This is a genomic window from Pontibacter sp. SGAir0037 (assembly GCF_005491705.1).
GTDB lineage: Bacteria > Bacteroidota > Bacteroidia > Cytophagales > Hymenobacteraceae > Pontibacter.
Genome location: NZ_CP028092.1, coordinates 1,324,479 through 1,349,462 on the forward strand (window position 1 = coordinate 1,324,479; position 24,984 = coordinate 1,349,462).

The 24,984-nt window shown below is 45.7% G+C and carries 21 protein-coding genes; 13 read left to right on the forward strand and 8 right to left on the reverse strand.

Features of this window, described 5'->3' with window-relative positions:
- The first annotated feature begins 1 nt into the window (after window position 1).
- The 3 genes from C1N53_RS05485 to trmB are packed head-to-tail and all read left to right on the forward strand — an operon-like array spanning window position 2 to window position 2,877.
- Entirely contained in the window at window positions 2-916 is a 915-nt protein-coding gene (locus tag C1N53_RS05485; RefSeq protein WP_137758353.1) for a hypothetical protein, read from the forward strand.
- A gap of 11 nt (window positions 917-927) precedes the next feature.
- Window positions 928-2,223, forward strand: a complete 1,296-nt coding sequence (locus tag C1N53_RS05490) for a folylpolyglutamate synthase/dihydrofolate synthase family protein (RefSeq protein WP_137758354.1) — start codon at window positions 928-930, stop codon at window positions 2,221-2,223.
- Window positions 2,224-2,877 carry a tRNA (guanosine(46)-N7)-methyltransferase TrmB gene (trmB, locus tag C1N53_RS05495; RefSeq protein ID WP_137758355.1) on the forward strand — a complete coding sequence of 218 codons (654 nt, stop codon included), beginning with the start codon at window positions 2,224-2,226 and terminating at the stop codon, window positions 2,875-2,877.
- Between the two features lie 27 nt (window positions 2,878-2,904).
- Here the strand turns inward: trmB and C1N53_RS05500 are convergent, their stop codons facing one another.
- Both C1N53_RS05500 and C1N53_RS05505 read right to left on the reverse strand, forming a co-directional pair.
- Entirely contained in the window at window positions 2,905-3,810 is a 906-nt protein-coding gene (locus C1N53_RS05500) for an alpha/beta hydrolase (protein WP_137758356.1), read from the reverse strand.
- A gap of 138 nt (window positions 3,811-3,948) precedes the next feature.
- Complete coding sequence (locus C1N53_RS05505; RefSeq protein ID WP_137758357.1) at window positions 3,949-4,575, reverse strand: hypothetical protein; 627 nt, start codon at window positions 4,573-4,575, stop codon at window positions 3,949-3,951.
- A gap of 234 nt (window positions 4,576-4,809) precedes the next feature.
- Between C1N53_RS05505 and mnmA the strand changes: the two genes are divergently transcribed.
- From mnmA to C1N53_RS05530, 5 genes are all read left to right on the forward strand, one after another.
- A complete protein-coding gene (mnmA, locus tag C1N53_RS05510; RefSeq protein ID WP_137758358.1) occupies window positions 4,810-5,940 on the forward strand; it encodes a tRNA 2-thiouridine(34) synthase MnmA in 1,131 nt (376 codons plus the stop codon).
- Entirely contained in the window at window positions 5,941-6,666 is a 726-nt protein-coding gene (locus C1N53_RS05515) for a hypothetical protein (protein WP_137758359.1), read from the forward strand.
- Between the two features lie 7 nt (window positions 6,667-6,673).
- On the forward strand, window positions 6,674-8,332 hold the full coding sequence (locus tag C1N53_RS05520; RefSeq protein ID WP_168193971.1) for a S8 family serine peptidase: 1,659 nt from the start codon (window positions 6,674-6,676) through the stop codon (window positions 8,330-8,332).
- Between the two features lie 78 nt (window positions 8,333-8,410).
- Entirely contained in the window at window positions 8,411-9,070 is a 660-nt protein-coding gene (gene rpe, locus C1N53_RS05525; RefSeq protein WP_137758361.1) for a ribulose-phosphate 3-epimerase, read from the forward strand.
- 13 nt (window positions 9,071-9,083) lie between these two features.
- Window positions 9,084-11,525 (forward strand): TonB-dependent receptor, encoded by a 2,442-nt coding sequence (locus tag C1N53_RS05530; protein ID WP_137758362.1) that lies wholly within the window; start codon window positions 9,084-9,086, stop codon window positions 11,523-11,525.
- Between the two features lie 30 nt (window positions 11,526-11,555).
- Here the strand turns inward: C1N53_RS05530 and C1N53_RS05535 are convergent, their stop codons facing one another.
- Both C1N53_RS05535 and C1N53_RS05540 read right to left on the reverse strand, forming a co-directional pair.
- Entirely contained in the window at window positions 11,556-12,317 is a 762-nt protein-coding gene (locus C1N53_RS05535) for a LytTR family DNA-binding domain-containing protein (protein ID WP_137758363.1), read from the reverse strand.
- Between the two features lie 162 nt (window positions 12,318-12,479).
- The gene (locus tag C1N53_RS05540) at window positions 12,480-13,496 is read right to left on the reverse strand and encodes a sensor histidine kinase (RefSeq protein WP_137758364.1); all 1,017 of its coding nucleotides are present in this window, start codon (window positions 13,494-13,496) and stop codon (window positions 12,480-12,482) included.
- 212 nt (window positions 13,497-13,708) lie between these two features.
- On the opposite strand from C1N53_RS05540, the gene C1N53_RS05545 reads away from it, so the two are divergent.
- Complete coding sequence (locus C1N53_RS05545) at window positions 13,709-16,162, forward strand: outer membrane beta-barrel family protein (protein ID WP_137758365.1); 2,454 nt, start codon at window positions 13,709-13,711, stop codon at window positions 16,160-16,162.
- 130 nt (window positions 16,163-16,292) lie between these two features.
- Here C1N53_RS05545 and C1N53_RS05550 read toward each other — a convergent pair whose 3' ends face one another.
- Window positions 16,293-19,094: an outer membrane beta-barrel protein gene (locus C1N53_RS05550; protein ID WP_137758366.1), complete on the reverse strand. Its 2,802-nt coding sequence runs from the start codon at window positions 19,092-19,094 to the stop codon at window positions 16,293-16,295.
- A gap of 338 nt (window positions 19,095-19,432) precedes the next feature.
- Here C1N53_RS05550 and C1N53_RS05555 point away from each other — a divergent pair, with 338 nt between their 5' ends.
- Window positions 19,433-19,942: a DUF2062 domain-containing protein gene (locus C1N53_RS05555; protein WP_240773399.1), complete on the forward strand. Its 510-nt coding sequence runs from the start codon at window positions 19,433-19,435 to the stop codon at window positions 19,940-19,942.
- An 84-nt stretch (window positions 19,943-20,026) separates the two neighbouring features.
- On the opposite strand, the gene C1N53_RS05560 is transcribed toward C1N53_RS05555, so the two are convergent.
- From C1N53_RS05560 to C1N53_RS05570, 3 genes are all read right to left on the reverse strand, one after another.
- A complete protein-coding gene (locus C1N53_RS05560) occupies window positions 20,027-20,905 on the reverse strand; it encodes an OmpA family protein (RefSeq protein WP_137758367.1) in 879 nt (292 codons plus the stop codon).
- A gap of 37 nt (window positions 20,906-20,942) precedes the next feature.
- Entirely contained in the window at window positions 20,943-21,644 is a 702-nt protein-coding gene (locus tag C1N53_RS05565; protein ID WP_137758368.1) for a tetratricopeptide repeat protein, read from the reverse strand.
- An 86-nt stretch (window positions 21,645-21,730) separates the two neighbouring features.
- Complete coding sequence (locus tag C1N53_RS05570; RefSeq protein WP_137758369.1) at window positions 21,731-22,471, reverse strand: hypothetical protein; 741 nt, start codon at window positions 22,469-22,471, stop codon at window positions 21,731-21,733.
- Window positions 22,472-22,658: 187 nt separating this feature from the next.
- Here C1N53_RS05570 and C1N53_RS05575 point away from each other — a divergent pair, with 187 nt between their 5' ends.
- The 3 genes from C1N53_RS05575 (at window position 22,659) to C1N53_RS05585 (ending at window position 24,947) form a co-directional block, all read left to right on the forward strand.
- On the forward strand, window positions 22,659-23,087 hold the full coding sequence (locus C1N53_RS05575) for an antitoxin Xre/MbcA/ParS toxin-binding domain-containing protein (protein ID WP_137758370.1): 429 nt from the start codon (window positions 22,659-22,661) through the stop codon (window positions 23,085-23,087).
- A gap of 11 nt (window positions 23,088-23,098) precedes the next feature.
- Entirely contained in the window at window positions 23,099-23,548 is a 450-nt protein-coding gene (locus C1N53_RS05580) for an RES family NAD+ phosphorylase (protein ID WP_240773400.1), read from the forward strand.
- A gap of 127 nt (window positions 23,549-23,675) precedes the next feature.
- Window positions 23,676-24,947, forward strand: a complete 1,272-nt coding sequence (locus tag C1N53_RS05585; protein WP_137758372.1) for an ectonucleotide pyrophosphatase/phosphodiesterase — start codon at window positions 23,676-23,678, stop codon at window positions 24,945-24,947.
- The last annotated feature ends 37 nt before the right edge of the window (window positions 24,948-24,984 follow it).

Genomic DNA, 24,984 nt, shown 5'->3' on the forward strand with positions numbered 1-24,984 from the left:
TATGGAAATAGCATTAACAAAAGAAGAGGAAAAGAATAAGCGCATTGCAGCCATTATCAGTGTGGTGCTGCATGCTATTATTGTGTTACTGCTTTTCTACATTTTGGCTTGGCGCCCTGCCGGTGAGCCTGCTCAGGAAATCGGAATAGAGGTGAATTTTGGTACGGATGCCGTTGGCAGCGGCGATGTGCAGTCACAGGCTACTCCCAATGTGTCTAAAAATGTGCAGGACAGTAAACCAGCTCCAACACAGCCTGATCCGGAGCCAGAGCCGCAGCCAAAACCTACTGTGGCAGCTGCTTCGCCGCCTACTCCGGTTGAGTCGCCGAAAGTAGTAACTACTACTGCCGAGGCTCCTGTTGCCATGAAAGAAGAGCCAAAGCCACAACCCAAGCCTCAGCCACAGCCGAAAGAAGTGGTAAAGAAGGAGGAAGTGAAGCCAAAAGAAGAACCTAAAAAGGAGCCGGAGAAGCCCAGGGCTCTTTATCCGGGAAAGCCAACCGAAAGTACTGGTACAGGCAAAGCGGGTACTTCTGATAATGCTACCGGCAATAACAACGGCGACGATGCGAACAAAGTAGGAGATAAAGGCGACCCAAGAGGGGTAATGACTGCTAAAAACTATAGCGGTAACCCTGGCGGTGGAGCCGGTGGTTTGGATATGCCTGGCTGGCGCTATGATATTGATCCGAAACGTGACCCATATCAGAATGAAACCGGTTTTGTAAAATTCAGCATCAAAATTGACGGTGACGGAAACATTACCAATATTTCTACAATTGAGAAGACCGTTTCGCCGCATGTGGAGCGCTGGTATAGAGAGCAGTTGCAGAAAACCACCTTTAGCCGCACAGGGAACAGCAGTTCTAATGCAGGAGCATCCGGTGTGGTAACTTTCGTGATCCGAGCTCAATAAAATTACATGGAATGACCTATCAAGAGTGCCTTGATTATCTTTACGAGCAATTGCCGATGTTTCACCGCATCGGCAATGCTGCTTTTAAGAAGAGCCTGAATAACATTATCGAGTTATGTGAGGCCTTCGGAAATCCGCAGCAACATTTTAAATCCATTCATGTTGCTGGTACCAATGGTAAAGGCAGCAGCTCTCATATGCTGGCTGCAGTACTTCAAAAGGCAGGATATAAAACTGGCCTTTACACTTCTCCTCATTTAAAATCTTTTACAGAACGGGTTAAAATCAATGGAATAGAACTGTCTGAAAGTTACCTGGTACAGTTTGTGAAAGATAATAAACCTCTGTTTGAAGCAGTTAAGCCATCATTCTTTGAAATGACGGTTGCGTTGGCTTTTAAATTCTTTGCAGATGAAAAAGTAGATGTTGCTGTAATTGAAGTAGGCTTGGGGGGCAGGCTCGACTCAACCAACATCATCTTCCCGGAAGTTTCACTCATAACCAATATTGGTTTTGATCATCAGGCGCTGCTTGGCAATACACTGGCAGAAATTGCTGCTGAGAAAGCAGGAATCATAAAAGCTGGCGTTCCTGTTGTAATAAGTACAAAGCAGGAAGAAATTATGTCTGTTTTCCAGGAAAAAGGACTGCAGGTGCAGGCCCCTTTATACTTTGCAACCGAACATGTACAGGTGCAGCTCAAGCAGGCTGATCTGCAGAAACAGGTATTTGATGTGCAGTATGCCGATCATCAGAAGCAGCTGCTTAACCTAGCACTGGATCTGACGGGTATTTACCAGCAGTACAACCTACCCGGAGTACTGCAGACGATTGAGCTTCTGCAACGCAAGGGTTTTACTATAGCTGAGGAAGCCATTCGTTCTGGTCTGTCTGCTTCCAAACAAATAACTGGTCTGAAGGGAAGGTGGCAGGTTTTATCTGGTAAGCCTTTAACTATCTGCGATACAGGTCATAATATAGATGGAATTAAGCAAATACTACAACAGTTGCAGAGCCTGGAGCCTAAGCAGGTGCACTTTGTATTCGGGGCAGTAAACGATAAAGATGTAACTTCTATCCTTCAGTTGCTGCCTAAGAATTACCAGTACTATTTCTGTCAGCCGCAAATTCCACGAGCCTTAGAGGTAGCTGAATTGCAGGCGAGTGCTCATGAAGCTGGCCTTATGGGAGAGGCTTATGCTACTGTTGCCGAGGCAGTGCAGGCCGCCAAGTTAAATGCAACCGCAGATGAGGTTATTTTTATCGGAGGCAGTACCTTTGTGGTCGCAGAAATCGAAGAACTTTAAATGTCGCGTAGTAAATTAAAAAAATTTGAAGCTATTGCTGCACGTGAGAACGTTGTGCAGGAAGGTGATGCCGGATTTGGAACCTTAGCCGGAAAATGGAGAGAAATCTTCTTTAAGAATGATAAGCCACTAATATTGGAAATTGGCTGTGGCAGGGGCGAGTATACCGTAGGAATGGGCAGACTTTTCCCTGATAAAAACTTTATAGGAGTAGATATAAAAGGTGCCCGTCTGTACAAGGGAAGTACCATGGCCCAGGAAGAAGAACTGGATAACGTTGGCTTCCTCCGCATATATGTTGACCAGATTGCTTCTCAGTTTGCAGCAGGAGAAGTAGATGAGATCTGGATTACGTTTCCAGACCCAAGACCCCGTGACCGTGACATTAAGCGCCGCTTAACAGCTCCGCGTTACCTGGACATTTACCAGCAGATTGTGAAAGAGGGAGGGCTTGTGCATTTGAAAACCGATAATGCCGATCTTTTTGACTATACACTGGAGGTTTTACAGGAACGAGATGTGCAGCAGCTGAAATTTACCCGTGATCTGTATACATCCGACCTGCAGGAACATACCATGAGTATCTATACAACCTATGAGAAAAGATACCTGCAGGAAGGAATCCCTATTAAATACCTGCAGTTCAAGGTTTGATCATCAGCAGTTGGCTGGTGAAAGGCGTTAAGAAGCGGGAATGATCTTATTGCTCTTCATCCAGTTAACGCATCTGTCAAACCAGCTGTCTTGCGTGGTTTTGTTGTTCAGGCCGAAACCATGCCCGCCTTGCTGGTAAATGTGCAATTCGGCTGGTATTTTAAACTTTAGTAAAGCCTGGTAAAACAGAATACTGTTTTCGGGCTTTACTACTTCATCATCCGAAGCATGCACCAGAAACGTAGGAGGGGTTTGAGCCGTCACCTGCCGGTCATTCGAAAATTCCTGCACTTTTTCAGATGTTGCATTCTTGCCTAGCAGATGCTCAAAAGAACCTTTATGGGCCACCTGCGGATCTCCATTGATTACAGGATAAATCAGGAGCATAAAGTCAGGCCTTAGGTTTACTTTCAAAGGATTATCAATGGTGGTTTGGGTAAAATGAGTTCCGGCTGTGGAAGCCAGGTGGCCACCGGCAGAGAAGCCCATAATGCCTACTTTCGTTGGATCAATATTCCATTCTTGTGCCTTTGTCCTTACCAAGCGTATGGACTGTTGGGCATCCTGCAAAGGAGCTATTTCAGGTTTAGGGTTGAAAGCAGGATTGGGCAATCTGTATTTCACCACAAAAGCAGCAATTCCCTGTTCATTCAGCTTACGCGCTACATCAAAGCCTTCGTGGTTCATGGCCCGGTGCGTGTAACCACCTCCCGGAAAAACGATTACAGCTGTCCCGTTGCCATGTCCTTTCTCAGGCAGAAAAATGCTCAGGGTAGGCACTCTGTCTTCTGGTTTCTCATTTCCCTTCACTGCCTTTTCATTTGGCACAGCTGTAGAATACAAAGGAATCTCTTGTGGCTTTTCCTGTGCGAGTACATCAGAAAGCTTTAGGATAGCAATAGAAGCTAGAAGTAAGCAGACAAATGGCTTCATATGTGTTTGGCGGTATATTGTCAGGTCTTATTTTGGTTGATTACCTGTACCAGTATACAAAATACAGATCAACATAAAAACTGCCAACTCAGCATAATCTAAATTGGCAGTTTTACTTACAACTAAGCAAGGCTTATCCTATGCCTGTTCCTCAATTTCTTCCAGGATATCCTGAAGCTCATCGAAATCTTTCAGGCCGGGCTTAATTTCATTACCGCCAAGTAAACCAATGCCTTTAGGCTTGATGGTTTTCATGATGGTATGTATGTTGTCTTTGGTAAGCCCGAAGCCAATGTATACCGGGTACGATCTGGCAATGGATTTCAACAGCATAGTGTTTGTCTCATCAATGGCCGTAAAGTCAGAAGAGTAAATCAGGAAAGAATCAACTACAGAGCTGTACAGCTCCAGCATTTCCAGCAGCTCACTTTCAACAGTGTCTTTATTAATATATACTTTTAAAATAACCGGACAGCTTATCTCATCAATTTCATCTATCAGGTAGGGCGTATCGAGCTGAATATAGTCGAGGTTAAATTCAGAGGCATACTCGTTGATAACATCCGGTCTGGCTCTCTCGAACTGACCGGCCAGTTTTACACCTGCTACCCAACCCAGGATCTCCTTCAGTTCTTCTGATGAAACACGCTGCGGACTATCTAATTTCAGGTTAAAGCTTACAATGTCTACACCCATTCCGGCACAATATCGTGCATCACTTAAATTATTTATACCACTAACTATAACAGAAGTGCTCAGGCTCATAAAAATATTATTTTGGTGATTGCTTGTTCTATAGCTTAAATTTTTCCAAAGTAAACCCCAAAATGCCTTTGATGCCATTTTTTTTACGATTATTTTAAATTCTCTGACTGGTTTTATATTGCCCCTGCACTTTAGTTGCACCTTTATTTAAGCGGCTGAATCTTTATTAGTGTATACTTGTTGCTATATTTGTGGTAAAATTTATATTAAGACGGATAAGCATATTTTACATAAATGAGTAAATTAGGTAGAGTACTGGTTGCCATGAGCGGTGGAATAGATAGTTCTGTTGCTGCCGTTATGCTGCATGAGCAAGGTTATGAAGTAGTCGGAATGACTATGAAAACCTGGGACTATGCTTCGAGCGGTGGTAACAAGAAGGAGACTGGCTGCTGTAGCCTGGACTCCATAAATGATGCCCGCAATATTGCGGTTCAGTTAGGTTTCCCCCACTATATCATAGATATCAGAGAAGAGTTTGGCGATTATGTAATTAATCATTTTACGGATGAATACATTGCCGGACGTACGCCGAACCCATGCGTGCTTTGCAATACCCATATCAAGTGGGATGCTTTGCTTCGTCGCGCCGATCAGTTGGGCTGTGATTTTATAGCCACCGGGCATTACGCCAACGTGCGGGAGGAAAACGGCCGCTATATTATCTCTAAAGGTCTGGACGAACATAAAGACCAGTCGTATGCTCTTTGGGGCATTTCACAGGAAAGTTTAAGCCGTACGATTTTCCCTCTCGGTAAACTTCGTAAAACCGAAATCCGGCAGATGGCGCTGGATCGTGGCTTTACTGAACTGGTAAACAAGCCGGAATCGTATGAAATATGCTTCATTCCGGATAATGATTACCGTGGTTTCCTGAAAAGAAGAATTGAAGGCCTGGAAGAGCAGGTAGCTGGGGGAGAGTTTGTGCTCGAAAACGGCACAGTTGTCGGAAAGCACGAAGGCTATCCTTTTTATACAATAGGGCAACGCAAAGGCTTAGGTATAGCTTTAGGTTTCCCGGCGTATGTAACAAGAATAGAGAAAGATACTAACAGGGTGGTGCTCGGCAACTACGAAGATCTGGCTAAAAACGCCATGACAGTCGGAAAACTGAGTATGGGCAAGTATGCAAACCTTATCGATCAGCCAATTGCTACGGTAACAAAAGTTCGTTACAACGATCCGGGTACAGAAGCTATAATTGAGCAGGTGGGCGATAAAATGAAAGTGCATTTCCTGAGCGGGGTGCATGCCATTGCCCCTGGTCAGGCCGCTGTTTTTTATGAAGGAAACGATGTGGTTGGCGGTGGATGGATTGAATCTAATTACAATTCAGAGTTTGCGCTCCAAATTCTTCCTGCTTAAATGAAGAGGCTTTCCTTTTTCCTGTTGCTGGCCCTGTTCAGTCTGGCTGCATGCAAAGAGACTTTTATTGAAACTGATCCTGGTGTTGTTGGTTATGGCTACTATCCCTTGGAAGTAGGGGATTACCGCGTTTACAGTGTAACGGATATCAAGTTTCTGGATAACGAAGGCGATACCAGTCGGTTTCAGCTGAAAGAGGAAGTTGCCGAATCTTTTGTAGACCAGACGAATACGTTGGTGTACAAGATCATTCGATCCGTTCGCCCTGATGCACAAGCATCTTGGGTGGAGGATTCTGTGATGGTAGTAGCAAAATTCAGTACCAGCGTTATTCTGACGAAAGATAATGTTAAATCTGTGAAATTGGTTTTCCCGGTTAAGAATGGTAAAGCCTGGAGTGCAGATGCTTACAACAATCGCACTGTGAACAGCGAGAACGATGGTAAAGAGAAGTATACCTATGCATCTGTAGGGGAGCCGTTTACTGTAAATGGCTCTACCTATAACCAGACCCTTACAGTGGTACAGGGAAAGCCTGCCAGCAACTTTATCATGCTCAGCGACCGGAAAGAAGTTTACGCACAGGATATTGGCATGATCTATCGCTTATTTAACAAAGCAGCTTACTGTAACCAGATAGGCTCAAGCGATTGCCCTTATGGGGAAGGGTATATCCTAAATGGGCATAAGCGCGAAGAAGTGCTGCTATCGTACGGAAAAATGTAAAGAACACATGAGGTATAGTAAGTTTTTGATCTGTCTGCTAGCGCTGGTTTGCCTGTTCCAGGATTTAGCCTTTGCCGCAGAAGAACAGAAGCATCTGATTTACTTCAAGGATAAAGTCGATTCTCCCTTTTCGGTTCAGAACCCGCACCGGTTCCTGTCAGCTAAAGCCATCGAAAGAAGGCAGAAGCAAAACATTTCAATTACACCACAGGATCTACCTGTTAATCCTGCTTATGTAGCAGCCTTGCGGGAACTGGGTATTTCGGTGTGGTATACTTCCCGCTGGTTTAATGCGGCTGTTGTGCAATGCAGTTCCGAAAAACTGGCAGAAGCACAAAACCTGCCTTTTGTTAAAGCCTCTCAGAACCTGAACAGGATAACCGCTTCCAGCAATGGGGCGCAGTCTGTCGCTAAACCAGTGGCTGCGGAGGATGCCTTTGCCTTCAGCAGTGCCTTACAGAGCAGTGATTACGGACAGGCAAGGCAGCAGGCGGCTATGCTGGGACTGTTAGATTTACATGCTGCCGGGTATAATGGAAGCGGCATGAGCATTGCCGTGTTCGACACCGGTTTTCCGGCTGTAAATACATTGCCGGCTTTCAGCCATCTATTTCAGAATAACCAGATAAGAGCGACTTACGATTTTGTAGCCAATACAGCAAATGTGTATGGCAGCAATGCACACGGTACGATGGTACTTTCTACTATGGCTGCTTATGCCCCCGGCCAAATGATAGGAACGGCTTACGGGGCAGACTACTACCTGTTCCGAACCGAAGATGTTAGCTCGGAGCATAATCTAGAAGAAATTAACTGGTTATTGGCCGCAGAGTTTGCAGACAGTGCCGGAGTAGACATTATCAACTCATCTCTTGGCTACAAAGTGTTTGATGCTCCTTCTCAAAGCTATAACTATAACCAGATGGACGGCAACACAGCTATCATAACCCGTGCTGCTGATTATGCTGCGGCAAAGGGTATACTAGTTGTGGTAAGTGCCGGGAACGACGGCGCAAGTTCATCGGTCTGGCAACGTATTGGGGCTCCTGCCGATGCTGATTCTGTACTGACAGTGGGTGCTGTTAATGCTGCTGGTAATCTGGCGGCCTTTAGTTCTTATGGTCCTACTGCTGATGGAAGAATTAAACCCGATGTAGTGGCCTTAGGTCAGCTGGCTTATGTGTTCACACCTGCCGGCCAGGTGGTTCAAAGCAACGGCACTTCTTTTTCAAGCCCTATAATGGCCGGTATGGCTGCCTGCCTGTGGCAGGCCTTCAGCAACAGAAGCAACATAGAGATGCTCAACTATATCCGGAGCATCGGTAGCCAGGCTGCTTCACCAGATAACAGATTAGGCTATGGCATTCCCGACTACAGGAATTCAGCCGCTGGAATACCCCGCTTACCTGTTCGGGACGAAGTAATTATTACCAATCCGGTAAAAGACAATGCGCTTACGCTAACGCTGGGAGGAGATTACAGCAAGGGAACAGCTGTGGTACACATTTTTGATACTGCAGGAAGACTACTGTATAAGCAGGAACTGCAGGCCCATCACTTCCAGCATACTTTAAGTATAGGTGCGTCTATTCCGAAGCAGGGAATTTATCTATGTCGCGTTAGTACTGGCAGTAAGGCTACTACTGTTCGCTTTTTGAAGCTTTAGTTTAAGTATGTATAGCGGTTCTTTTTTTCAGAAAAAATTTAAGGCAACAAACAAAGTTCAAAATCCTATCTTTGCTTTATGAGACCAATTATAGCCCCTTCTGTATTGGCAGCTGATTTTGCCAATTTGCAATCTGAAGTTGAGATGTTGAACAAGAGCCAGGCCGACTGGCTGCACATCGATATCATGGATGGCAGATTTGTGCCAAACATTTCATTTGGCTTTCCTGTACTGGAGGCAATTCAGCGCCATGCACAAAAGCCGCTCGATGTGCACCTGATGATTGAGTCGCCTGAGTTATATATTGAGCAGTTCCGAAAGTCCGGCGCCGAAAACATAACAGTACACTACGAGGCTTGTGTTCACTTGCACCGAATCATTGAGCAGATTAAAGCTACGGGAGCAAAGGCCGGAGTAGCGCTTAATCCACACACTTCGGTAGCCTTACTCGAAGATGTAATCGCTGACCTGGACCTGGTGTGTGTGATGTCTGTTAACCCTGGCTTTGGCGGGCAGAAATTCATTGAGAATACCTATAACAGAATTGAGGCACTGAAAGAGTTGATCTTATCCCGAAACTCCAAGGCTCTCATAGAAATTGATGGTGGTGTGAACCAGAAGAATGCGCCACTTCTTCTGGAAAGAGGGGCTGATGTGCTGGTAGCCGGAAGCTTTGTTTTTTCCGCTGCTGATCCTGCACAAACCATTGCTGCCTTAAAAAGTACTTTAAAAGACTAAGTATAACCTGTTCATGCTGAAATATCTATCGGTTTGGTTGGTGCTACTGTTTCCTTTAGGTGTGGCAGCTCAACAGGTTATTGTTTCAGGTATAGTGCTAAACCACCAGCGTGAACCGTTAGAGCAGGCTTCCGTCAGTATAAAAGGCACCACTGCTGGAGTGCAGACATCAGCTGACGGAAAGTTCAGGATACAGCTACCCTCTCAGCCAGACCGCGAAGTCACGCTGATTATCCGTTACCTGGGATACCATGAACTGCAAAAAACGGTGCAGCTGGGAGCTGCTGCAGTAGATATGGAACTGGTCCTTTCGCCTGACCAGCGTCAGCTCAACGCTGTGGATATTCACGGAAACAGGACAGATGCCCGGGAGCAGGCCGGGCTGACCCGCTTAGACCCGCGTATAACAAAGGAGATGCCTTCTGCCTTTGGCGACTTTAACCAAATCCTGGTAACGCTGCCTGGTGTTAGCAGTAACAACGAGCTTTCTTCAACCTACTCTGTTCGCGGTGGCAATTACGACGAAAACCTGGTTTATGTGAACGGGATTGAAATTTACCGTCCGTTCCTCATCACCAATGCGCAACAGGAGGGGCTTAGCTTTGTCAATCCTGATCTGGTAGGAAGCATCAACTTTTCTTCTGGCGGCTGGCAACCCAAGTACGGCGACAGGCTTTCTTCTGTGCTCGACATTCGCTATAAAACTCCCGGTAAATTAGCAGGCTCTGTTTCTGGCGGTTTAACAGGTGGAAGCCTCCATTTAGAGGCCGCTTCGAAGAACAAGCGCATATCTTATTTGCTGGGCACACGGTATAAAACCGGCCAATACCTGTTGCAGGGCCTGCAGGTGGAGGGGCAGTACAGGCCAAACTTCTCGGATGCACAGGCCTATATCAATATTGATCTTTCCCGTTCTCAAACTGAGCCGGCACGCACTACCCTGGGTATTCTGGCCAGCTATGCCCGGAACAGTTACCTGGTAGTGCCGGAGTCGAGGGTGACTACCTTCGGAACACGCCAGAATGCAATGCGTTTGTTTGTCGGGTATGATGGGCGGGAGCTGATGCAGTACAGCACTTCACAGCTGGGTATAAATTTATCCCATAGGTTTAACAGAGCCTTATTATCTGAAATCATATTATCAGGTATATACTCACGGGAAAGAGAATTCAGGGATATTGAAGCTGCTTACCGTTTGTGTGACGTAAACGGCACCGGAGGCGGTAACTATGGCGAGTGCATGCAATCCAGGGGTGTTGGCTCGCAATACGATCATGCGCGGAATACCTTACTGGCAAGAGTGCTGACTGCGGAGATCCGGAACAGCTGGCAAAAGAGCCGGCGCAGCCAGGTTCAGTTTGGTGTAAAGGCCGGGGTAGAAGATATACAGGACCGTTCATCAGAATATGGTTTTGTAGATTCAGCTGACTTTGTAAATCCTGCTTATTATCTGAATTCAACGTTAGATTTAAGAAGCTTACGCTATAATGGTTATTTACAGCATACTTATAAGTTTGATTCGCTGCGAACCATTACCTATGGCGTAAGAGCAAGCTACTGGACCTACTCAAAAGAATTTACATTTACTCCCCGCATCCAGTATGCGGCAATTTCCAGAAGGAACCCTGATCTGTCGTATAAGGCAGCTTTGGGTTTATATTACCAGCCACCTTTTTACCGGGAATTGCGCAACATGCAAGGGCAGCTAAACCCTGAGATCAGGGCACAACGCTCTTTACATGCTATAGTAGGTGCCGATTATAGTTTTAAAGCCTGGGACAGGGATTTTATGCTTACTACTGAGGCTTACTATAAACACATGACCAATGTCATTCCCTACGATGTTGATAATGTGCGACTTCGGTATTATGCTCAAAATAATGCGAAAGCATATGCGACAGGCCTTGATGTGCGGGTAAACGGAGAGTTTATAAAAGGAGCCGAATCGTGGTTAAGCCTGGGCATACTTAGCACAAAAGAAGATGTGGAAGGAGACTCCACTTTCACCTACGATGCACAAGGCCAGATATCAGGTAAAGCGCCTTTGGGCTATATCAACCGCCCTACAAACCAGTTGCTGAATATCGGAGTTTTCTTCCAGGATCATTTACCGGATAACCCCACGGTAAGAATGAACTTGAATTTAGCCTATGGGACAGGGCTACCTTTTGGCCCGCCATTCAGGCCGGAATATCGCAATGCCTTTTCAGGCAAATCTTACAAACGGGTAGACGTAGGTTTTTCTAAACTGATAGTACTGGGAGATGCTGCCATCACCAACACTGACAAATTCTCCCTGGAAAGTTTGTGGATCGGCCTTGAAGTACTGAATCTGATTGCTGCCAATAACCGCCTCTCATACAGTTATGTTACGGATCTTAATAATGTTACTTATGCTGTTCCCAATTTCCTGACCGGGCGCAGGCTTAACCTTCGTTTTATAGCCCGGTTCTAACGCCATTCATGTTCAGGCTGCCATTGCCAGTTAATCCTGCTCCCGAATGAGCTTCAGAAAATTTTCGCGGAAGCTCTCTCCAATGGGTAAAACTTTATCTGCAATATAAACAGTGTTTCCATCAACCATCCTGATCTTATCAATCGAAACTATATAAGATTTATGGATGCGGTAGAATGGTGGCTGCGGAAGCTGTTCTTCCATGTTCTTAAGAGTAAGGTAAGTTACCAGTCTTTGTCCCTGCATATAAACGGAAACATAGTTCTTTAGTCCCTCTATATACAGGATATCGTCGTAATCGATTTTAATGAATTTGTTTTTGCTTTCTCCTTTTATAAACATGTAAGGGCTAGCCTGAGCAGGATGTCCGGCACCAGTAGTGGCTGTGGCCAACGGAGGGTTATCATGACTGGCTGAAGAAGCCTGTATGGTTGGCTGCTGAAGCACTGCCTGCGCCTTGTGTACTGCCTTCAGGAAGCGGTCGAAAGGGATTGGCTTAAGAAGATAGTCAATGACATCGTGCTCATAGCCTTCCAGGGCATATTCCGGGTAGGCGGTAGTCAGAATCACTTTGCACCTGCTGCCACATATTTTCATAAACTGTATGCCCGTCAGCTCCGGCATCTGTATATCCAGAAACACCAGGTCCACACGCCCTTCCTGCACCCAGTTAATAGCTTCTATCGGGCTGGTAGTGGTGCCCACCAACTCCAGATTGGGGATTTTCTGAATATAGTCGGCAATAATCTTAGTGGCGTAGGCTTCGTCGTCAACAGCAATACAGCGAATCATTTTGTTTAGAAAGTTTATGGGTTAAAAGTTATTGTCTGCACCAGGATTTGCAGGATAAGATGATTTTGAGGATTAAAATTGTTTATTCAGATTAGCCATTTCCATTGCGAAAGCATCAGATTTATTAATTTCTGTCCATCCATTTTTCCTCAAAACCCTGCTTCAGATGTGTTGCAGCTTTAGCTTTGTTTCGTATTTTTTTCCATCCTCACTAATCTCAAGGGTATAGAGGTTCGGGTAAAGCAGGTCGAGGCGGCGGCGGATATTCGCAAGGCCGATGCCGGTGGTCTGGTCTTTTTGATTTTGATTGATCCGGTTGCTCACATTAAAACACAAATTCGCATTTTCCAACTGCAAATTAATGGTAATGGGTGCCGATGCGTCGTCTACAACACCATGTTTCAGGGCGTTCTCCACAAAAGGAATCAGTACCAGCGATGGGACCCGCTGCCCGTTTACATGCCCTTGTATCGTAAAGTTAACAAAGAAATTATTTTCGAAGCGGAGACGGTAAATGTTCAGGTAGTTTTGCAGGTAATCCACCTCTTTTTGTAGCTCTACTCTGCCGTCTTTGCTCTCGTACAGCATGTAGCGCATCAGGTCTGATAGCTTTATGATGGCATCGGCCAGTTTATCAGACACAGGATAAGCCAGCGAGTACAAGTAGTTTAAGGTATTGTATAGGAAGTGCGGGTTGATCTGGGTTTTCAGGAAAGCCAGTTCGGCCTGCACTTTTTCCTGTTTCAGGGTACGATTCTCGCGTTCTTTTTGTAAGGTGGCTTCAAAAGCCCACACTACAGCCCCCAGAAAAATGCCAGGTAAAGACCAATACAGGTTGTCAAATATATAATAAGAAAGCGTAGTGCCGGGACTATAATTGCGGAAACCAAAAAAAGCCTGAAAAAGCACTTCCTCTACCGTATAACGAAGGGTGGTATAGACCAGCATAATTCCCGCAACGCCAAACAAAACGATCAGCCAGTTTCTTTTTTTCATCCAGAGCGGGAAAACCAGCAGATAGCAAAGGTAAAACTCCACCAGGTGCAACAAATCCTGGCTCAGGTTGAGCAGCAGTATTTTGTAATCCCAGTTGTAGAGGAAGTAACCTAATACTGTATAACCGATGTAGAGCGTCCACCCCAGCAGGTGCAGCCCGATCTTTTTTTGCGTCACATTCATATTCTAAAGCTAGCCATAACTTCCTTTAGCCGCACTTTTTTTATACTAACACATGGTTTTACGATGTAAACCCCTGCATTGCTTATAGCAGTCCTGGTTTAGCAGGAATATAGGTTTCGGATAATGTTTTGGCAGGTTCGGATAGTTTAATTTCAATAGCAAAAGGCGGACTGCATCTTTGGCTCAACATCAACGAAACACCTGCTTGCGCCATGAAAAAAACAGCTACTATTTCCACAAAGAACAAAGGACAAAAGAATTTCGGAAAGATAGTTCTGGCTATAGCCTTCTGCTTTTTTGCAGTTAATGCCCAGGCACAAACAGCCGCTACAGTGAAAGGTACTGTAATTAATGCCTCCACACAAAAGCCGCTCGATTATGTGTCGGTGGTTTTACTGCAGTTACCCGACTCGGCCGTGGTAGCCTCCGAAATGACAGATGCGGCTGGTGCCTATACCTTTGCTCAGGTAAAACAAGGCAGGTATGCCGTCAAAGCCTTAATGGTTGGTTACGTTCCAGCCAAAAGCATTCCTTTTGAGGTAAAACAGCAGGAGGTTCAGGTACCTGCCATAGTCCTGCATGAAAGAGACAATGCACTGCAGGAGGTAGTGGTGAAAGGACAGAAGCCCTTGCTGGAGCAGGAGGCCGATCGTGTGGTGATGAACGTAGAGCAGTTGAACACAGCAGGCGACAACGCGCTGGAGGTGCTCAAGTATGCGCCGGGTGTCAGGCTGGACAAGGATGATAACATTATCTTCAGGGGAAGCGGCAGTGTGAATGTCCTTATCAACGGTAAAATGACTTATATGTCGGGTGCAGAATTGCAAAACTACCTGAAGTCTTTGCCTGCCTCGGCAGTAAGCAAAGTAGAACTGATGGCGAACCCGCCTGCTTCTTTTGATGCAGCGGGAACGGCAGGCGTTATCAATATCCAGTTAAGAAGAGACGAGACACTTGGCATGAACGGAACAGCAAATCTCGGAGTCGGGCAAGGGGCCTATGAAAAAGTATGGGGCGGCTTGAACCTGAACTATAACACAGGCAAAGTAAGCCTTTATACCCGCCTCAATGCAGGCCACTACAATTCCTTTAACCGCCTTACCTTAAAGCGCAACATCAACGACAGCCTGTATAACCAGGTAAACTACTGGCACCCGATTACCAAGAGCTATAATGTAACGGCAGGAGCGGATTATTTCATCAGCAAAAAGCACACAGTAGGCCTCATGGCAAAAGGGTATGCCTCACCTGAAAACACCCTTACCACCAGCAACTCTGTAAACTACGATGCCGCTGGCAAGGCTTTCGGAAGTATGAGCATGCACAACCCGAAAGAATCAAACACTGACAACTATAGCCTGAACCTGAACTATAAATTTGACATAGACAGCACAGGTCGTACCCTCTCTTTTGATGCCGACTATGTCAACTACAGCCTGGATGCCGATGAGCATTTTACAAATAACTTTTATGGTGCTGCCGGTGAAGCTACGCAGGCTCCTGCGCAACTCCGCAGTTTTAGCAGTGGCGGGGCAAGCATCAGATCTGTAAAAGTGGATTATGTGCATCCGTTTGGCAAGGGCTACAAAGCCGAGGCAGGTTTAAAGAGCAGCTGGGTGCGCACCGATAGCGAGATCCGGTTTGAAGAATTACAGGAGCAGGGATGGCTAAACGATATAAAGCGCACCAACAGTTTTGTGTATGATGAAAATATACATGCTGCTTACCTGAGCCTGAGCAGGAAGTTCAGCCAGAAGCTCAGCATGAAAGCTGGCCTCCGAGCTGAGCAAACAAACGGCAAGGGTTGTTCTGCCAACACAGACCAGGTGGTTGATCCCGATTACCTGAAGTTTTTCCCGAGCTTGCTTATGAGCTACAGCGCTAACGACGATAACCAGTTTTCAGTATCCTACAGCCGCCGCATCAGCCGCCCGTCTTACAGAAATTTAAATCCCTTTACCTTTTTCTCTGATCCTTATACAGCCCTGGAGGGAAATCCGTTTCTGCAGCCTTCCTTCTCCAACTCGCTGCAGTTTAACTACAACTATAAAAGTTTTCAGTTGCTGAGCCTGAGTTACCTGGAGTCGAACGATTTTGTAATGAACGTGATCGAGCAGAACGATGAAACCAAGGTGAGCATCAGCAGGCCTGAAAACCTGGCCAAATCAACCTACCTGAGTATCGGCAGCGGCGGCACTATACCTGTAAACAGCTGGTGGACCTCTACCTTGCAGCTCGAAGGTGCTTTTGCAACGGTTTCTTCGCCTGTGCGGGATATAGACTACAACAGCGAGCAGTTTACCTGGTCGGTTAGCGTTGATCAGAATTTTAATCTTCCGAAAGATTATAAACTACAGTTTTATGGCTACTATAGCTCACCTTCGGTACAAGGTTTGTACCGCGCCAAATCAAATTACCAGATTGATTTGGGTGCTAAACGAACTTTACTGGACGGCAAGGCCACTATCAGCCTGAAGCTTCGCGATGTGTTCAATACCAGCAGATTCAGAAGTACAATTAACTATGGCAACGTTGACATGTACTGGCAAAACCAGTGGGAGAGCCGTCGCCTCAACCTTACCTTCGACTATAAGTTCGGCAGCAACAAAGTAAAAACAGCCCGCAACCGCCGCACTGGCACAGGCGAAGAGGAGGGAAGGCTGTAAGTACAAAGTCACACTATAGAACTTGTTCTGCAGCTGCTGTTCACTAATCCTAACCTGGTGCATGCACAAAGGGTAAAAAAAAAGACCTGTAGAAACTACAGGTCTTTAATAATTATTCAAACATTATCACTTAATTCCTTCTTGGGCCAGGGCCACCAGGGTAGAAGCCGCCTCTGTCGTTCTCTTCCGGAGCGCTTCCGCTGCTGAATCGCTTCAGGTTGTAAGAGAACGTTACCATAAAGAAGCGCTGCAGCACTGTTGCCTGCACATCCTCTACATAAGACTCTGTAATATTTCGCTGGATGCTGGTGTTCTGGTTTAACAAGTCGTTTACGCTCAGGCTGAGTTCTGCCTGCTTGCTTTTTAGGAATTTCTTGCCCACACTCATATTCCAGAGTATATAAGATGGATCTACACCCGCCGATAAACCTGAGTTGTACTGGTGGTTCAGCTCTGTGCGGTAAACGAAATCCAAAGGCAGTATCCAGTTAAGGCGCAGGTTTGTATTTTGCGTGTAGTAGTTATTGTTACGGGTTACCTGGGCTGTGTTTTTTACCAGGTTATAGTTACCGTTCGTGGAAACATTAAAATCGACCTTCTCGCTAATGTTGCTGCTTAAGTTAAGGCCTGCTCCCATATTCGTGGTATTGGCAAAGTTGATGGTTTCATCCAGCATACCCGGTATTCTGGTATAGCCAACAGAGCCGTTAAAATTGATGTTCGAACTGATCAGGTTAATGGGCTGGCCGTAGTTAAAGAAGGATCTTACACTCCAGTAGCCATCCATGTTTATTGTTCTGCTTAAACGGGCTCCTCTCGAAATGTCATCGTATCCTTCGGTATAGTTTTCTATGATGGCCGGATCGCTATAAACTGCATTTGTAATAAAGTTTTGCGTCATGGTTCCGAAAATACCCATGAAGAACACCTGATTGGTTTCAGGATTAAAGTTTCTGTAACGAACGAAAAGCCTGTTCTGGTAATCCTGGTCTAAGCCTGCATTACCGATTCTAAGCTGCAGCGGGTTTGAGATATCCAGCACTTCCTGCAACTGGTCTACCGACGGCACATTGGTGTTGGTGCGGTAGTTAATGTTCAGGCTGCGGCTTTGTGTAAATTTGTACTCCAGCTCAGCAGAAGGCAAAACGTTGTTAAAGCTTCTTGACAGCGGATATATTTCAGGGTAAATGTTATTGCTTTCAAGTGTAGCGTACTGATAGCGGGCATTCACCTGGAAGCGGGTCTTATCTGTTCTGTACTGATAGCTTGGGCCAATGCTTTGCGAAATGTAATTACTCTCGAAGGTGTTGCTCAAGGGCCTGTTCAACAAGGAGTAAGTAGAAGTGGATTCTTCTAAATCAAATGTTCTTCTGTCGGAGTCGTTCATCTGGTTGCTGATGCCGTACTCTAATTGCAATAAAGCGTTGCTGCCCACTCGCTCCGAAATAGAAGCGTTACCCGACCATGAAAAGTTTTCTCTGCTTATATCGGTGTACTGATGCAGCTCCGCATTATTATCAGCATTAATGTAGTCTATGGTATTGGCATCGTTAAAGTTATAGCCATCTGTGCTGCTATAGTTGGTGTTAATGTTTGTGGTAAATACCCTGCCTGGCTTGCTGAAGCGGTGTGAGTATAAGATATTGTTGCTGAAATTATAGTTGTCGTTTTTGCTATCATTGGTGTTGAAATTGAATGACAACTGTTCACCTTCTCTATTGTTGGTTAGTGAGTTTCGAGACACAAATGAATTGTTACGCTGCACAGACAGATTAGGTGAAATGAGCAACCTGTTGTTCTCGTTAATATTATACTGCAACCTGAAGTTGAAACGATGGTTTTCATCACTGTTGTTGTTTAAGCTGCGCTCATCCAGCAAGTCACCAATGCTTGACCCGCCCGTATACTGGCGAATTCTTGTCTGGTTATTCAACACATCCCGGTCGTTGTAGGTATAGCTGCCGCTTACTTCCATTTTCTTTCCCCACATGTCGTTATAGTTAATACCAAACGTATTGGTATTGATGATGCCGTTCGGGCTTCCGCCGCCCCAGCCGCCTCTTCTGCCTCTCATGCCACCACCTGGCGTTTCGCCCACAGAGAAATCGAACATGTTTATATTGTTGGTAAGACCGGTAAGGGTAATTTTTCTTTCACCGTTAAAGATGTTTAAAGCGGCACCAACCATATAGCGGTCGTCTGTGCCATAACCGGCAGATATTTTACCCATCTGGCCTACACGACGGTCTCTTCGGGTTACAAAATTCAGGGTTTTGGCTCTGTTGCCATCATCAAAACCACTAAAGGCTGCCTGGTCACTTTGCCTGTCGTATACCTGTACGCTTTCAATCATATCGGCCGGCAGGCTTCTGATGGCGGCATTTACATCATCGCCGCCATAGCGCTTGCCGTCAATAAAGATCTGTTTTACATCTTCTCCCTGCGCCTGAACGGTACCGTTCTGAATGGTAATGCCTGGCATTTTGGTTACCAGATCTTCGGCGCTGGCGTCCGGGGCTGTTTTAAAAGCCTTCGCGTTAAACTGTGATGTGTCGCCTTTTTGCTCACCGATTGGTACACGTCCGATTACCTGTACTTCCTGCAAAGTGGTAGACTCTACCTGCATTCTGAGCGTTCCCAGGTTTAACGGACCATTTTGTACCTGAACTTCACGGGTATACTTTTGAAAGCCCAAGTAGTTAATTTCAAGGGCATACTGCCCCGGTGTAACGCGCTCAAACCGGAAGCGGCCTTCCACATCGGTAGAAGCATTTAAAACAGCCTGATCGGAGGTACGTGTTAAAATAACCCGTGCACTTATCAAGGCCGAATTGTCCTGAGCACTTTCGACGGATCCTGTCACAGGAAAAGTCTGGGAGTAAGCCTGGATTATACTCAGCGTGAGTAATAGAGAGAATAGCAGTTTTTGCATTTTGATAGTTTGTTATCGCTGTTGCGCATTATTAAAGTTTAGACAGGCAGCTACTGCTTTAGTTTAAATGATTCGAAAATATTTTTTAAAAAATGAACCAATCAGTCAAAATTGCTTCTTTTACTGCTATAACGTTTTACTTGAAGTTGCCTAGGTTTACTGCTGCATTCTTTTGATGTGGTTTCAGGTTCAGCGGATTTCTGCAGACAGAGGAGGTTACCTTTGGAGCCGATGGGTATAAAGTTTGACGAACGGCACTTTATTTTCCTGAACAATGCAACTTTTTAGTTGTTAGAGTAGTCGTAGAAGTATAAACCATTTTTCCCCGCTCCAAGGCATTGTCTATTTTAGAAGCCATAACCGATTTTGTTAAGACCCGGCTGATAAAGCCTGTTCTCAACCTGCTGAAGCAAGGCATGACACCAAAGAAGCTGGCAGCAACGGTTACGGTGGGTACTGTGGTTGGCGTAATTCCGGCTTTCGGAGCAACCACTGTGCTGGGAACTGCTATCGCGGCGCGTTTCAGGTTAAACATTGCCGCCACCGTGCTTGTAAGTTACCTGGTGCAGCCCTTGCAGTTGCTGCTTTTCATCCCATTCATTAAAGCAGGCATTTTTATGTTCAGCTTATCGGAGCTGCGTCTTTCCCTGGATGAAATAGTGGCTATGTTTAAGTCAGATTGGCTCGATGCGCTAAACATGCTCTGGAAAGCCAACCTGGCCGGAATTTCTGCCTGGGCGCTACTGGCCTTTCCTTCAGGCGTGCTTCTGTATTATATGCTTTTGCCTTTGTTCAAACTTACGCTGCCTAAGCAGAAAGAGGTGGTGCCGGCTACTTTACCTGAGTAGGATGCCGCTTCTGCATCAGCTATATAAAAAAACCCCGGCCTCGTAATGTTACAAGGCCGGGGTTTTTGTGAGGAACTGTAGTTATTAAGCTGACTCCAGTATCTGGAACAACTCATCCAGTTTAGGCGTCAGGATAATTTCGGTACGACGGTTTTTCTGACGCGCCTCTTTGGTTTTGGTAACATCGAGGGGCACATACAAGCTACGGCCGGAAGGTGTTACTCTTTCACCCTGTACGCCAGCCTGGGTTAGGATACGGGTAATTTCAGTGGCACGTAATACACTCAGGTCCCAGTTATCCTGCATGCCCACTGTTCCTTTTGCCATCGGCACATCATCTGTATGGCCTTCCACCACCACATTTACATCTTGTTGCTCTTTCAGCACCTGCGCCAGCTTTTTAAGCGCGTCAACACCTTTCGGGTCTACTTTAGTAGAACCTGAGTTAAAGAGTAACTGCTCAGCCAGCGACACATATACTTTTCCGTTCCGGATGTTCACGGTCAGATCTTTGTCGTTGAAGCCCAGTAATGCGTTGGTTACTCTTGTGCGCAGGTCTTTAACAGCCTTGTCTTTTTCATCGAGAATGCGCTGCAGTTCTTTCAGCCTTTCTTCCCGTACTTTCAGGTCGGCACTTAACTTGTCGATCTGCGTTTTGCTCATGGTCAGGTTTTCACCCAATACTTTTCCTTCTTTCAGAGCCTGCTGCAGGTTCTTCTGATATTCATCACGTTGCTTTTCCAGGGATGCCCGTTCCTGTTCCAGATTTGCTTTTTGTTCTTCTAAGAGAGCTCTCTGTTGTTCCAGCGAGGTCTTCTCCTGCTCTAAATTAGACTTATCTACTTCTAAAGCATTTTTACGTGCTAAAAGGTCATCATACTTCTTCTTGGAAACAACACAGGAAGAAAGAGACATAGAGCCTGCCATCAAAAGCACAGTTGCTCTGATAAGATTCTTTTTCATACTAATGGGGCAAAAAGTTTACTACGTTTACGAAAGGTTATTTTGAGTCTGATTTGAAGAAGCCTTGCGGATCCGGCATTTTTTCCATCAGATCTGCCAGAAACACATAATCAATCTGTTGCATATCGAGTAGCCTGCTTTTGTGCAGGTATGTCCAGGAGTCCGTGTATTTCTTTTCGAAGTACATGGTGCGCGCCAGATTATACAGGGCATAGGCATTGCTGGAGTCGGTAGAAACAGACTGATTCAGAAAATCGATGGCCTTCTTGAGGATCTTCTTCTTGTTGTTGGCCTGGTACATTTGCAGGTATGCAGCTCCCAGGTCTGATAATAACAGCGAGTTTTTAGGCTCATACGTTAAGGCTTTTTCGTAGAAGGTAATAGCTTCGTCGGCTTTGCCTTTGCCGGCAGTAACCAAGCCAAAAGCCCAGTAAGCATTGCTGTTGTCCGGGTTTAGCAGCCACGCCAGGTTAAAGCGGTATACGGCGGTATCCACCTGTCCTTCCCTGAAATATTCCCAGCCACGCTCCATAAAAAAATCACTGGCCTCTTTCCGGTTAGTAAAGCTTTTGTCGCAGCTGCTTAGGAATTTCTCATCTGCTTTCTGCTGCTGTTCAGTTTTAGCTACATTGCCAAACATCGGGAGTACACGAGGACTTGCAGGAGTTGGTTGGTCCTGGGCAAAGGTAATGGTGGCTGCAAACAAGAAAGCCACACCTGCCATAAGTAATCTTTTCATTATAAAGGTATTTAATCTAACTAGAGTTGCACTATTGGCTATCAGAGCTTTAAAAGTAAGGCTTAGTTTGGTAGGATGCAACAAAACTACTGGACATTCTGTCTGCTGTAAATGCCTTCCGGGTCCTGTTGCTTTTCCAGCAGTGCCGAAATAAATGTTTTATCTTCCTGCTTTTTATCCTGCTTAATGCTCTGATGCAGGTACTCCCAAGCTTTGCTGTATTCTTTTAAGTAATAGCTGTTTACAGCCAGTTTATAAAAAATTGAAGGATTGTCTTTGTCGAGCCTTGCCGCCTCTTCCAGTAGCTTCCTGCTTTGGTGGAGGTCATCGAGGTTACTTTCTTCGTAAAACCTGCCTAAATAGCTGGTGGCTATATCGGTGAGCAGGCGAGGGTTTTCTTTGTCAAACTCCAGGGCATAGTATAAAGCATATATGGCCTTGTCGTATTCTTTTTGTTGCCCGTAGGTTAAGCCATATACCCAGAAAATATCGTGATTGGTGCTGTCCATGAGCCAGGCCCTGTTCAGAAGAATATCTGTTGAGTCTGTTTTACCTTCGTTAAAGGTACGTTGCGCTTCGGCTACATAAAAGGCCCCGGCCATTCGGCGGCTTTTAAAGCGGTCGAGGTGCCTGGTAACAAATTCCTGTTGCTTTTGCTTTTCTTCCGGTGTAGTCGCCTGTTGTGCGGGTATAATATCCTGCAGGCTAAGGGCTGGTTTATCTGTGTTTGCTGCGGCCTGTGCTGTATGTTCGGTAATAGCGTTTTGTGTATTGCAGGCGCTAAATCCTGCTATAGCCATACTTGCTACAAGTAATTTTTTTATCATTTCTGAACCGGTTGGTTTAGGCAAGAACGCAGTTAGCCTTTAAATAGTGCTTTTTTATAGAAAAAATACCTCTGGAGCCTCTGTGCTTTTGTCTCATATCGATCGAATCGGAAAATTCAGCGACAATTGTCGGTAATTAATTGACAAATTACGTATATTTGAGGGAAGACAATGCAGTAGAAAAATTATGGGACATGCCTTAAACATTAGTGATAGCCTCAGCTACAAACTGGTAGATGACAAAGATGTGTTTATGTTGATCAGTGCGGTGAGAGAAGGCATTACCTATGCTATATTTAACAGCATAGCCATCAGGTTTCCGTTCAGTACTGCTGAATGGTCTAATTTTCTGCACCTGTCTGAGCGGACGTTTCAGCGGTATAAAAAAGAGAAACGTACGTTTGATCCCCTGCATTCGGAAAAGATATTGGAAATAATCCTGGTGTATAACAAGGGCATAGAGGTTTTCGGTGAGAAAGAAAAATTCGATGCCTGGCTAGATGCCACCAATGTTGCCCTGGGGGGAGTGAAACCAAAAGAGCTCCTGGATAATACCTTCGGAATTAATCTGCTAAAAGATGAACTCACGCGTATAGAATACGGTGTTCTGGCATGATCGTTTACCGTTTGAGCAAAGGCAAATTCGCCAATGATCTATCGGGAAGAGGAGCAGAACTGGCAGGAGGCCGTTGGAATAGCAAAGGCGTGCCGGTGCTGTATACAAGCGAATCTATCGCCCTATGCACTGTTGAAGTAGCCGTGCACATGCCTCTCGGTATAGTGCCACAGGATTATAAGCTGGTGCACATCGCCTTACCGGATACAGCAAGCATCACACAAATTGATCTGCAGGCACTGCCGGTCGACTGGAAATCTTTCCCGCATATAAATGCCACGCAGGAAATAGGAGACCAGTTTATTGACGCCTCTACCAGCCTTGTATTAAAAGTGCCTTCAGCTACCGTGCAGGGTAACTATAACTATTTAATCAATCCCCGGCACAGCGCATTTCAGCAAATAGAAATAGTAAAAATTGAGCCGTTTGATTTTGATAAAAGGCTTTTTGTAAAAACGTAAGTGTCAGGCATCTGTCGTACAGGCAGTATTCCCATGCATTTGTTATGCCCTAAGCAGAGCCAGGGGCAGCCATAAAATTAACAGGGGCTTAACCTTGATCTATTGGCGAAGCTGTATATTTGCGGGAATGAAACGCTACACTTTATTAATGCTGCTGCTTGTGAGCTGCTTTTCGCTGCAGGCACAGGTAGATACCACACAGCAAATTGTTCGGGGGCGTGTAAACAGCCCGCAGCAACAGCAAAAGTCCTATGTTATACTTATTTCTGCAGATGGATTTCGCTACGACTATGCCGAAAAATACCAGGCAGAAAACCTGTTAAATCTGCGCAGGCAGGGGGTGCAGGCCCATTCTATGTTACCTGCTTTTCCTTCTAAAACTTTTCCTAACCATTACAGCATTGTAACCGGCTTATATCCGGCGCACCACGGCCTGGTGAACAATTCCTTCTATGATCCGCAGCGGAAGCAAACTTACTCTATGCGAGACAGGGCCATGGTTGAAGACGGGAGCTGGTATGGTGGCACACCTCTGTGGGTGCTGGCCGAGCAGCAACAGATGGTGACGGCGAGCTTTTACTGGGTAGGATCAGAGGCGCCGATTCAGGGTGTGTTTCCTACCTACCATTATAAGTACAATGAAAGCTTGCCTATCGGGAAAAGAATCCAGACGGTGGTAGACTGGCTAAACCTGCCGGAAGAGCGCCGACCGCACCTGATTACGTTTTACCTGCCGGAGGTAGACCATGCCGGGCACAGCTTTGGACCGGATGCGCCTGAAACTGAAAAAGCAGTGGCGGAGCTGGATGAAAATATTAAAAAGTTAACAGAGGCAGTGGCACAGACAGGCTTGCCCGTCAACTATATTTTTGTCTCGGATCATGGCATGATACAGATAGACCAGGAAAATACCCTGTCTTTGCCTGCAGCCATAGATACTGCCAAATTTATGGTTTCAGGAGGAGGAATGGTCGTAGAGCTGCATGCCAAAGATAAAAGTGCCATCAAGAGCACCTATAAGCAGTTAAAGAAAGAGGCATCGCCTGAATATGAGGTATATCTGAAGTCTAATCTGCCCAAAAAGCTGAAGTATGGTTCTGCTGATGACACTTACGGCAGAATTGGAGACATTATGCTTTTATCGTATGCTCCAAAGGTTTTTCACTTCAGCCGACGCAAGCCATCGCCCGGAGCACATGGCTACGATCCTAAAGCAGTAAAAGAAATGCATGCCACTTTCTATGCCTGGGGACCGGCCTTTAAGTCAGGAGTTGAACTGCCATCTTTTGAAAATGTACATGTTTACCCGATTGTGACGGAGATTCTCGGTCTTAAAATCAACCAGAAAATCGACGGGAACCATAAAGTAGCGCAGGAAGTGCTAAAAGAAAAGAAGTAAAGCAAAGGACACAAACAAAAGAGCCGCTCCATAACCA